Annotated in this window: 9 protein-coding genes and 1 pseudogene; 8 read left to right on the top strand and 2 right to left on the bottom strand. The window is 74.4% G+C overall.

Annotated features, from left to right (window positions below; all coding sequences use genetic code 11):
- Positions 1–136: 136 nt before the first annotated feature.
- The 7 genes and pseudogenes from ABD317_RS09280 (at position 137) to ABD317_RS09310 (ending at position 5,878) form a co-directional block, all read left to right on the top strand.
- Positions 137–1,831 carry a nitrite/sulfite reductase gene (locus ABD317_RS09280; RefSeq protein ID WP_344289315.1) on the top strand — a complete coding sequence of 565 codons (1,695 nt, stop codon included), beginning with the start codon at positions 137–139 and terminating at the stop codon, positions 1,829–1,831.
- Positions 1,828–2,010, top strand: a complete 183-nt coding sequence (locus tag ABD317_RS09285; protein ID WP_344289316.1) for a hypothetical protein — start codon at positions 1,828–1,830, stop codon at positions 2,008–2,010. The genes ABD317_RS09280 and ABD317_RS09285 overlap by 4 nt, the downstream gene beginning before the upstream one ends.
- Complete coding sequence (locus tag ABD317_RS09290; protein ID WP_344289317.1) at positions 2,007–2,711, top strand: phosphoadenylyl-sulfate reductase; 705 nt, start codon at positions 2,007–2,009, stop codon at positions 2,709–2,711. The genes ABD317_RS09285 and ABD317_RS09290 overlap by 4 nt, the downstream gene beginning before the upstream one ends.
- 113 nt (positions 2,712–2,824) lie before the next feature.
- Positions 2,825–3,691, top strand: coding sequence for a sirohydrochlorin chelatase (locus tag ABD317_RS09295; protein WP_344289318.1), 867 nt, complete (start codon positions 2,825–2,827; stop codon positions 3,689–3,691).
- On the top strand, positions 3,637–4,848 hold the full coding sequence (locus tag ABD317_RS09300) for a helix-turn-helix domain-containing protein (protein ID WP_344289319.1): 1,212 nt from the start codon (positions 3,637–3,639) through the stop codon (positions 4,846–4,848). Before ABD317_RS09295 ends, ABD317_RS09300 begins: the two co-directional genes overlap by 55 nt.
- A gap of 177 nt (positions 4,849–5,025) precedes the next feature.
- On the top strand, positions 5,026–5,421 hold the full coding sequence (locus ABD317_RS09305; protein WP_344289321.1) for an ATP-binding protein: 396 nt from the start codon (positions 5,026–5,028) through the stop codon (positions 5,419–5,421).
- A gap of 71 nt (positions 5,422–5,492) precedes the next feature.
- Positions 5,493–5,878, top strand: a pseudogene (locus ABD317_RS09310) (YunG family protein).
- A 63-nt stretch (positions 5,879–5,941) separates the two neighbouring features.
- Here ABD317_RS09310 and ABD317_RS09315 read toward each other — a convergent pair.
- Together ABD317_RS09315 and ABD317_RS09320 are read right to left on the bottom strand one after the other, a co-directional pair.
- Positions 5,942–7,210, bottom strand: coding sequence for a helix-turn-helix domain-containing protein (locus ABD317_RS09315; RefSeq protein WP_344289322.1), 1,269 nt, complete (start codon positions 7,208–7,210; stop codon positions 5,942–5,944).
- Positions 7,211–7,577: 367 nt separating this feature from the next.
- On the bottom strand, positions 7,578–9,239 hold the full coding sequence (locus tag ABD317_RS09320; RefSeq protein ID WP_344289323.1) for an acyl-CoA dehydrogenase family protein: 1,662 nt from the start codon (positions 9,237–9,239) through the stop codon (positions 7,578–7,580).
- Here ABD317_RS09320 and ABD317_RS09325 point away from each other — a divergent pair.
- The gene (locus ABD317_RS09325; RefSeq protein WP_344289324.1) at positions 9,222–10,526 is read left to right on the top strand and encodes a YihY/virulence factor BrkB family protein; all 1,305 of its coding nucleotides are present in this window, start codon (positions 9,222–9,224) and stop codon (positions 10,524–10,526) included. The genes ABD317_RS09320 and ABD317_RS09325 overlap by 18 nt on opposite strands.
- Positions 10,527–10,594 lie beyond the last annotated feature (68 nt).

The following is a 10,594-nucleotide window of genomic DNA, read 5'->3' on the forward strand; positions in this document are numbered from 1 at the left end:
CCCAGCCGTCCCCACCGTCGCGGACGCTTGCGCGCGCCCCTGCTCAGCCCCCTGCTGGAGAACCGTTCACGCAGGTCACACAGGTTCGTGCGCAACCCCGGCCGGCCACCTCGCTTGCCTTAAGGACACCCCTGCCATGGCTAACTCCTCCTCGCGCCCCACCGCGGCCGGACGCCGCAAGGCCGGTCGCCACCGCGGCGAAGGCCAGTGGGCCGCCGGCCACTTCACGCCGCTCAACGCCAACGAGCAGTTCAAGAAGGACGACGACGGTCTCAATGTGCGGACACGCATTGAGACGATCTACTCCAAGCGCGGCTTCGACTCCATCGACCCCGCCGACCTGCGCGGCCGGATGCGCTGGTGGGGGCTGTACACCCAGCGCAAGCCCGGCATCGACGGCGGCAAGACGGCGATCCTGGAGCCGCACGAGCTGGACGACGAGCACTTCATGCTCCGCATCCGCGTCGACGGCGGCCGGCTGACGGTCACCCAGCTGCGGACGATCGGCGAGATCTCGCAGGAGTTCGCCCGGGGCACCGCGGACCTCACCGACCGGCAGAACATCCAGCTGCACTGGATCCGCATCGAGGACGTCCCGGAGATCTGGCGCCGGCTGGAGTCCGTGGGCCTGTCCACCACCGAGGCGTGCGGCGACGTCCCGCGCGTCGTCCTCGGCTCCCCGGTCGCCGGCATCGCCGCGGACGAGATCATCGACGGCACCCCGGCCATCGAGGAGATCCAGCGGCGCATCGTCGGCAACCCGGCGTACTCCAACCTCCCCCGGAAGTTCAAGGGCGCGGTCTCCGGCTCCCCGCTCCTGGACGTCGTCCACGAGATCAACGACGTCGCCTTCGTCGGCGTCGAGCACCCGGAGCTGGGCCCGGGCTTCGACGTCTGGGTCGGCGGCGGGCTGTCCACCAACCCCAGGCTGGGGGAACGGCTCGGGGCCTGGGCGTCGCTGGCGGACGTGCCGGACGTCTTCGAGGCCGTCGTGGGGATCTTCCGCGACTACGGCTACCGCCGGCTGCGCAACCGGGCCCGGCTGAAGTACCTGCTCGCGGACTGGGGCCCGGACAGGTTCCGCCGGGTGCTGGAGGACGAGTACCTGCTGCGCACGCTCGCCGACGGCCCCGAGCCCACGGTGCCCGCCGAGCGCTGGCGCGACCACATCGGGGTGCACCGGCAGCGCGACGGCCGCTACTACGTGGGCTTCGCCTCCCGCGTCGGCCGCGTCGACGGCGGCACGCTGACGAAGATCGCCGAGCTGGCCGCGCAGCACGGCTCCGACCGGCTCCGTACCACCGTCGAGCAGAAGATGCTCATCCTCGACGTCGAGGAGGACCGGGTCGAGCCGCTGCGCGAGGCGCTGGCGGCGTTGGACCTGCAGCTCGCGCCGTCGGCGTTCCGGCGCGGCACGATGGCCTGCACCGGCATCGAGTTCTGCAAGCTGGCGATCGTCGAGACGAAGGCCCGCGGCGCGGCGCTGGTCGACGAGCTGGAGCGGCGGCTGCCCGGCTTCGACGAGCCGATCACCATCAACGTCAACGGCTGCCCGAACTCCTGCGCCCGTATCCAGGTGGCGGACATCGGGCTCAAGGGGCAACTGGTCACCGACGAGAACGGCGAGCAGGTCGAGGGCTACCAGGTCCACCTCGGCGGCGGCCTCGGGCTGGACCCGGGCTTCGGCCGCAAGGTGCGCGGCCTGAAGGTCACCGCGGAGCAGCTCCCCGACTACGTCGAACGCGTGCTCACCCGCTACTCCGCCGGGCGCGCGGAGGGCGAGCGGTTCGCCCAGTGGGCGGCGCGCGCCGGCGAGGAGGACCTCCGGTGAGCGGGCGCGCGGCGCCGTTCTACTGCCCGTACTGCGGCGACGAGGACCTGCGTCCCGCCGCGGAGGGGCACGCCACGTGGGAGTGCAGGTCCTGCAATCGCGCATTCAAGCTCTCGTTCCTCGGGCTGCTGGCCGACGGCCTGCGTTCCGACAGCGATGGAGGGAACCACCACCGATGACGGTCATCGAAGACGCGGACACGGATACCGCGGCGCTTGCCGAGCGGGCCGGCCGCGAACTGGAGGAGGCCCCCGCGCTGGAGATCGTGCGCTGGGCGGCGGACACCTTCGGCAAGCGCTTCTGCGTCACCTCGTCCATGCAGGACATGGTCGTCGCGCACCTGGCGTCCCGCGTCCTGCCGGGCGTCGACGTCCTGTTCCTCGACACCGGCTACCACTTCCCCGAGACCATAGGCACCCGCGACGCGGTCGCCGCCGTGATGGACGTCAACGTCGTCTCGCTCACGCCCCGGCTGACGGTCGCGGAGCAGGACGCCGAGTACGGCCCGCGGCTGTACGAGCGCAACCCCGACCTGTGCTGCGCGCTGCGCAAGATGCAGCCGCTGGAGGACGGCCTCGCCGCGTACGACGCCTGGGCCACCGGACTGCGCCGCGACGAGTCGCCCACGCGCGCGGACACCCCGGTCGTCGGCTGGGACGCCAAGCGGCGCAAGGTGAAGGTCTCGCCGATCGCCCGCTGGTCCGAGGCGGACGTGCAGGACTACGTCGCCGAGCACGGCGTGCTCACCAACCCGCTGCTGGCCGACGGCTACCCCTCCATCGGCTGCGCGCCCTGCACCCGCCGGGTCGCCCCCGGCGAGGACGCCCGCGCGGGCCGCTGGGCGGGCTTCGCCAAGACCGAGTGCGGCATCAACGTCTGAGCCCGCCCGCGCCGCCGCCCGGCGCGGCCCGCCCCGTCCCGTCCCGTCCCGTCCCGTCCCGTCCCCAACCGCCCAACCGTTCCCCAACCGGACCGTCCTAACCTTTGCGAGCCATGCATCCCGTACTGCTGATCGTCGCCCACGGCAGCCGCGACCCGCGGCACGCCGCCACCGTCGCCGCGCTCGCGGCGCGGGTGGCGGCGGCGCGGCCGCACGCGCGGGTGGAGGTCGGCTATCTGGACCACTGCGCCCCGCGCGTGCCGCGGGCGCTGCGCCGGCTGTACGACGAAGGCGTACGGGACGTCGTCGCGCTGCCGCTGCTGCTGGCCCGCGCCTTCCACGCCAAGTCCGACATCCCCGCCGTGCTGGACGAGGTACGCGCCGCGCTGCCGCGGCTGCGCGTGGTGCAGGGCGGCGTACTGGGCCCGGACGCGCTGCTGACGGCGGCGCTGGACCGCCGGATGGCGGCGGCCGGGCTGCACCTGCCCGCCGAACGGGCCCGCACGGGCGTCGTGCTGGCCGCGGCGGGCTCCTCCGACCCGGAGGCGATCGCGAGCGTCGCCGAGACCGCGCGGGAGTGGCGGCGCACCGCGGGATGGTGCGCCGTGCGGCCCGCGTTCGCCTCCGCGGCTCCACCCCGTACGGCCGACGCCGTCCGCGCCCTGCGCGCGGACGGCGCCGAACGGGTGGCGGTCGCCCCGTACGTCATCGCCCCGGGCTTCCTGCCCGACCGCATCGTGCAGGGTGCGGCCGAGGCCCGGGCGGACGTGCTCGCGCCGGTACTGGGCGCGGCGCCGGAGCTGGCGGAACTGCTGGCCCGGCGGTACGACGAGGCGCGGGCGGCGGAGCCGCTGCCGCTGTCCGCGTTGGCCGCGGGAGCGGCTGGGACGCAGGCAGTGCGCCTTCGAAGGCGTAGCCTCTGCCTATGGGCGATCACCTTGGTGACCGGGTGGCGCGGCTGCGTCGGCTGGCCGACCTGACGCAGGAAGGGCTGGCAGCGCGCTCCGGGTTGTCCGTCGACGTGGTAAGGAAGCTCGAACAACACCGCAAGCACAGCGCGCGGTTGCCGACGTTGCATGCGCTGGCGGAGGGGCTGGGCGTTGAACTGACCGCGTTGCTCGGCGATCCGCCCGGCGTCCCGTCGACCGGCGATGCGGATCCGCCCCAACTGGTCGGTGTGCGTCGCGCCATCATGCCGCCGCTGTTCGCCCCGCCTCCGGAGCCGGACGCGGTGGAGCACCTGTCTGTTTCCCTGCTGCGGCGGGAACTCGCGGATGGCTGGACCCTGTACCACGGCGCCCAGTTCGGCCGCCTGACGGATGTTCTGCCGGGCATCATCACGGATGCCCGCCTGGCCGCTGCCGTTGGTTCTGTGGACGACCGGGCGGCAGGACAGGCCGCGCTCGGCAAGGCACTTCAGCTCGGTGGCCATCTCGCCGTCCGGTTGGGCAAGACGGATCTTGCACTGTCCGCCCTGGAACGCGCCATGGATGCCGCCTCGCGGTCCTCCGACCCGCTGTTGGCCCCCATGATCTCGAACAGCGTGGCGTGGAACTACCAGCGCCAGAATCGGCTTGATGATGCGGAGCGCTTGGCCGTTCATGCCGCTGACGGGGTCGAACGGGAGCACTACGGCACAGCCGAGGGCGTGCGCGTCTGGGGCGGCCTGCTGATGTCGGCGGCCACCAGCGCGGCCCGCTCCGGCGACTACGACACCGCGGACGAGATGATGCGCGCCGCCGAGAAGGCGACGCGTCGGCTCACCCGCCTGACGCCCGCCGAGAACAGCAAGCTCGTATCCGTGTTCAGTCGCTCTTCGGTGCGAATCGAACGTGTGCGGCTGGCCGTTCAGCATGGGCGGCCCGAGGAGGCCCTTGAGCTTGCGCATGGGCTGCGGCTGTCCCCGGATACGCCTCCCTCGTGGCGTACGTGGCTGCTGCTGGATGTGGCGCGCGCCTACACGGATCTGGGAGATGCGGCCGGTGCCGTAGCGATACTGGAACGGCTGCGCCGGGTCGCTCCGGCGTGGATACGGCACCACACCCTGGCCGTCGCCATTGTCAACGACCTGCGCGCCCTGCCGTCCCCACCGCCCGGGCTCCGAAGGATCGTCGAGTTTCTGGGAATCACGGACTAGCGCGCGAAAGTAGGCCGTTCCGTCCCTGGGACCCGACCGTCGTCTTCGCGATCATCGGGGCGTTCCGATAGCCGAGGCGAGGCGAGGACCGTGCCTGAGTTGACGACACATCAGACGACGTCCGGTCCGCGGCAGCCGGTGAAGTGGTGCTGGACCCGGCATCGGCGGTGTGTCGGGTTGGCGCGGGCTCAGTTGCGCAAGGCGCTGGCGCGGTGGGGGATGGCCGAGTTGGAGTTCGCGGCGGTGGTGGTGCTGTCGGAGCTGGTTACGAATGCGGTGGTGCATGCGCGGGTGCCGCCCGGGCGGGGGGTGCTCACCCGGTTCGTCCCGTTGGAGGACGGGGTGCGTATCGAGGTGCACGACGCCTCGGACGAGTGGCCGGTGCCGCGGGTGCCGGATGAGTCCGGTGGCTACGGGCTGACGCTGGTGGACGAGCTGTCTGCGCGGTGGGGCGTTGCGGAGCGCGGCGGGGTCGGCAAGTGCGTGTGGGCTGTGATCACGGCCGCCCCGGTGTGGACCGATGGTGGCTCACCGTCACCCCGCACCGCGGTTCCCCTGGCTCGACACGCCTGACCACCGCGTACGCCCGCTGGCCGGGTGAGCAAGGGCCCGGGGTTGTCGGTAGCGGATGTGAGGATGCCGGCATGACTCCGTTGCTTCTCACCGACATCGAGCGTGCGGTCCGCAGCAGTTGGGGCGCCGACACGTGCACGCCCGAGTTCCGGGCGCACTGGACTCCCGGGAACCCCGCCCGCGACCAGTGCGGCACCACCGCGCTGGTGGTCAACGACCTGCTGGGCGGCGAGCTGCTGCGCGGGGAGGTCCTGGTGGACGGCCGGCGCACGGACTACCACTGGTGGAACCGGCTGGGCATGGGCGTCGAGGTCGACCTCACGCGCGAGCAGTTCGGGCGGACGAGATCGTCACCGAGGGCGTGGTCGTCGCCCGGCCGCCGAAGATCGCGCGGCTGCGCGAGGAGTACGAGCTGCTGCGCGACCGGGTTGCCGGGCACCTCACGCGCGCGGGGTGAGCGGACGACCAGGTGACGGGCGGCCGGGGCAGGCGGAGGACGCATACCTCCGCACGGGCGGGCTCAGCGGCGGGCGGCCAGGACCGCGGGGGCCGTGGACTGGGGGAGCAGGTCGGCCGGGCGGGCGGGGAGTCGCAGCTGGACGTCGATCTCGTCGCAGAAACGATACGGCCGATGGGTCAGCAGCCCGGCGAACTTCCGGCGCAGCCGGGACACCTCGGCCCGCACGGTCACCGTACGCGCCGGGTCGCCGAAGAGCGCGTCGGCCAGCGCCGTGGAGCTGAGCCCGGCGCGGTGCACCCCCAGCAGGTACAGCAGCTCCGCGTGGCGCGGGCTCACCGGCTGCGACCAGCGGCCCGCCGCGCCCAGCACCGACAGGCTCGCCGCCGCCGGCCGCGTCAGGTCCAGCACCACCCGGGTGGGCGACGGTGTGCACTCCTCCGGCTCGATGTGCACCAGCCATCCGCCGCCCGGCAGCGGCTCCAGCGCGCACGTGCCCAGCCCCGGCAGCACGCACTCGCCGGCCGCCGGCGACTTCGGCAGCGCCACCCGCTCCGGCGGCACCATGCCGGTCGCCGCCGCCGCCCAGCCGTGCTCGTCCACGGCCAGCGCCCGGCCGCCGACCCGGGCCATGATGGGCGCCGCGACCGCCCGCAGCCGGCCCATCGCCGTCCAGTGCCGGTCCCGCAACTCGCTCTCCGCGACCCGGCCGACGGCGGTGACGAACGCCAGCGAGATCGTCGGCATCGTCCGCGCCGGGCCGGTCACGTTGACCACGCCCAGCAGCCGGCCATCGCGCGGGTCGGTCAGCGGGGCGGCGGCGCAGCTCCACCGGCGGCAGGTGCGCAGGAAGTGCTCGTCGCCGTAGACGCCGACGGGGCGGCCGGTCGCCAGCGCGGTGCCGATGCCGTTGGTGCCGGCGGAGTCCTCGCTCCAGCTCGCGCCCTCCGCCAGGCCGATCCGGTCCACCGCCTTCAGCATCGCGCCGTGCCCGTCCCGCCACAGCACCACGCCGTCCGCGTCGGTGACCACGACGACGTGTTCGGGCACGCTGTCCTCGGCCGGGATCAGCCCGTCGCGCAGCACGTCGCGCAGGACGCCGACGCCCGCCGTGCGCCGCCGCCACTCCAGCTCCGCGACGCCCACCTGCCGCGGCCGGCCGCCCTCCCGGTCCAGGCCGCGCGCCTCCGCGCGGCGCCACGACTCGCCGATCACCTCGCGCGGCACGTCGGCGGCCGGCGGCAGCCCCGCCAGGGGGACCGCGTACGCCTCGGCCGCGCGTCCGCCCGTGCCGGCCAGCGCCCGGCCCCAGCCGGCCCGCGGGGCGCGCACCCGGCCGCCTCGCCGGGGCCCCCGCTGGCTGCCCGCATCCGCAGTTTCCGGCACAACACTCCCCGCCGGCCCGTCCGTTCAACGGGTCCGGGGTCAATGGTGCCCCGGTCAGCGCCCCGGCGCCCACCTCTTGGACCAAACCGGTCCCGGCGCGTCGCCACATGAAATTCCACGTTGGAACGACGCGGGGGATTCAACGCTGCAACGGTCTGCAACCTTTGCGTGAGCGCGGGTCCGCGGAGTTGAGTGGCGCGGGGTTGACGAGCGGAAGGGGTGCCGAGTCGGCGCGGCACCGCTTCCGTCGCCCTCCGACGGCGGAAGGCCGCCTCCGCTCCTGCGGGAGGCGCCTTCCGCCGTTACGTGCCGCTCACCCCGCCGCCGGCACCGGCCGGGCCCGGTCCACCACCGCCCGCAGATCCAGCCCGGTCGGCAGCGTCCCCGGCGCCGCCCCCCACTCGCCGCCCAGCCGCGAGGCGCAGAAGGCGTCCGCGACCGCCGCCGGCGCGTGCCGTACGAGCAGCGCGCCCTGCAGCACCAGCGCCAGCCGCTCCGCCAGCCGGCGGGCCCGGGACTCGACGCCCGCCAGGTCCGCCAGCTCCGTCAGCAGGTCCTTCACCGCCCGGTCCAGCCGGTGGTCCGCGCCGCGCGCCCGGCCGATCTCGGTGAGCACCGCGTCCACCGCCGGGGGCTCCCGCCGCAGGGCGCGCAGCAGGTCGAGCGCCTGTACGTTGCCCGAGCCCTCCCAGATCGAGTTCAGCGGCGCCTCGCGCAGCAGCCGCGGCATCCCCGACTCCTCCACGTACCCGTTGCCGCCCAGGCACTCCAGCGCCTCCGCCGCCACCGGTGTGCACCGCTTGGTGACCCAGTACTTCGCCGCCGGCACCGCCAGCCGCAGGAAGGCCCGCTCCTCGGGCGTGTCCGCGTCGTACGCCGCCGCCAGCCGCAGCGCCAGCGCCGTCGCCGCCTCCGAGTCCAGCGCCAGGTCCGCCAGCACGTTGCGCATCAGCGGCTTGTCGGCGAGCACCCCGCCGAACGCCGCGCGGTACGTGCAGTGGTGCACCGCCTGCGCCACCGCCTGGCGCATCACGGCCGCCGCGGCCGTCGCGCAGTCCACCCGGGTGGCGGCGACCATCCCGATGATCGCCGGGATGCCGCGGCCCTCCTCGCCGACCCGCCAGGCGAGCGTCGTCCCGTCGAACTCGACCTCGGCGGAGGCGTTGGAGCGGTTGCCGAGCTTGTCCTTGAGCCGCTGGAGCAGGAAGGTGTTGCGGCTGCCGTCCGGCAGCACGCGCGGCAGCAGGAAGCACGTGAGCCCGCCCGGCCCGGCGCCGCCCGGCGGCACCTGCGCGAGGACGAGGAAGGCGTCCGACATCGGCGCCGAGCAGAACCACTTGTGGCCCGTCAGCGCGTACGCGCCGTCCCCGGTCGGCGCCGCCAGGGTGGTGCCGGCCCGTACGTCCGAGCCGCCCTGCTTCTCCGTCATCCCCATCCCGGCGGTCGCGCCCGCCTTCCCGGCGACGGGCACCAGCCCCGGTTCGTACACCCGCGACGTCAGCAGCGGCTCCCACACCGCGGCCAGCTCCGGCTGCGCGCGCAGCGCCGGCACCGCGGCGTGCGTCATCGACAGCGGGCAGCCGTGCCCCGCCTCCGCCTGCGTCCACACCAGGAACCCGGCGGCCCGCCGCACGTGACCGTCCGGGCGGCCCCACGCGTCGGTCAGCCCGGCGGCCACGCCGCGCGCCAGCAGCCGGTGCCAGGAGGGGTGGAAGTCCACCTCGTCGACGCGCCGGCCGTAGCGGTCGTGGGTGCGCAGCACCGGCGGCGCGGTGTTCGCCTCCACGCCCCACCGCTGCGCCTCGGCGGAACCCGCGGCCCGGCCGAGCGCGGTCAGCTCCGCGTGCGCCTCGGCGTGCCGCTCCGGCGCGACATGCCGCGCCACCGCCTCGGTGAGCGCCGCGTCCGCGGCGTAGACGTCGTAGCCGACCAGCGGTGGTGTCTGGTTCGTCACCGTATGAGTGCCTGCTGCCATGACAGCTACGGTAGGCAGGTGGGAGCAGAACGGGAAACGGGTGCGGAACAGGGCGGACGGGGCGTCCCCCGCGGCCGGCTGCGCCGGGCCCGGGCCCTGTACCAGAACCTGCCCAAGCGGCGGCTGGTGTGGCTGCTGCTGAAGGACACGGTCAACTCCTGCATGCAGCACCGCGTGATCGGCCTGGCCGCCGAGGCCGCGTTCTTCAGCCTCCTGTCGCTGCCGCCGCTGCTCCTGGGCCTCCTCGGCCTGCTGGGCTACTTCGACCAGTGGCTCATCGACGTCGAGACCATCCGGCACAACATCATCGACGCCTCCGACGCCGTCCTCACCCACCGCGGCGTCGACGAGATAGTCCGCCCGCTGCTCGACGACGTCACCCGCGGCGGCCGCCCCGACCTCATCTCGTTCGGCTTCGCGCTCGCACTGTGGTCGGGCTCGCGCGCCGTGAACGTCTTCATCGACACCATCACCATCATGTACGGGCTCGAAGGCCACCGCGGCATCGTCCGGACCCGGCTGCTGGCGTTCGGGCTCTACCTGGTGGCGCTGCTCATCGGCGTGGTCGCGCTGCCGCTGATAGTGGCCGGGCCGGACGCGGTGGTGCATCTGCTGCCGTGGAGCGAGACCGCCGTACGGGTGCTGTACTGGCCGGTCGTCGTGGTGCTGTCCATCGCCTTCCTGACGACGCTCTACCACGCGGCCGTGCCCGTCCGCTCACCGTGGCGGGAGGACCTGCCGGGCGCGCTGGTGGCCCTGGGCATGTGGCTGCTGGGCAGCCTGCTGCTGCGGCTCTACCTGCTGAACGCCGTGGAGGGGCCGACCATCTACGGCTCCCTCGCCGCACCCGTCGCGGTGCTGCTGTGGTTCGGCGTCTCGGCGTTCGCGGTGCTCGTCGGCGCGGCGGTCAACGCCGCGTTCGACCGCGTCTGGCCGTCGGTCGCCACCGCCACCGGCCGCGCCGAGACCGCGCGCATCCGGGAGGAGGCGGCGGCCCGGCTGGTCGCGGCGGCCTCGGCGGAGCGGCAGGCCCGGATCCGCGGGCTGGACGGGGACGCGCCGGCGGCGGAGTGGGCGGGGGAGGCGGAGCCGGAGCGGGCCGAGGAAGCGGAGGAGGCGGAGGAGGAGGCCCGGCGCTCCCGGGCCAGGGACCGCCCGGCCGAGCCGGGGGACGCGGCCGGGCACGGGAGACCCGCGGCGCGGAAGCGGCCCTCCGGGCGGGGGGAGTCCGCCGGGCCGGAGCAGTCCGGCGGGCGGGACGAGGAAGAGCGGCACGAGGTGAGGTGAGCGCGGCGCGTCCGGCGCCCCGGCGGCCCCGCCCCGCCCGCCGCCGCCCGTGCCCGCACCGCCCCGGG

Source organism: Streptomyces synnematoformans (assembly GCF_039531005.1).
Classification (GTDB): Bacteria; Actinomycetota; Actinomycetes; order Streptomycetales; family Streptomycetaceae; genus Streptomyces; species Streptomyces synnematoformans.

Coding starts and splice junctions, on each gene's coding strand:
- ABD317_RS09280 (WP_344289315.1), top strand. CDS start 137: ATGGCTAACTCCTCCTCGCGCCCCACCGCGGCCGGACGCCGCAAGGCC.
- ABD317_RS09290 (WP_344289317.1), top strand. CDS start 2,007: ATGACGGTCATCGAAGACGCGGACACGGATACCGCGGCGCTTGCCGAG.
- ABD317_RS09295 (WP_344289318.1), top strand. CDS start 2,825: ATGCATCCCGTACTGCTGATCGTCGCCCACGGCAGCCGCGACCCGCGG.
- ABD317_RS09300 (WP_344289319.1), top strand. CDS start 3,637: ATGGGCGATCACCTTGGTGACCGGGTGGCGCGGCTGCGTCGGCTGGCC.
- ABD317_RS09325 (WP_344289324.1), top strand. CDS start 9,222: ATGAGTGCCTGCTGCCATGACAGCTACGGTAGGCAGGTGGGAGCAGAA.
- ABD317_RS09320 (WP_344289323.1), bottom strand. CDS start 9,239: ATGGCAGCAGGCACTCATACGGTGACGAACCAGACACCACCGCTGGTC.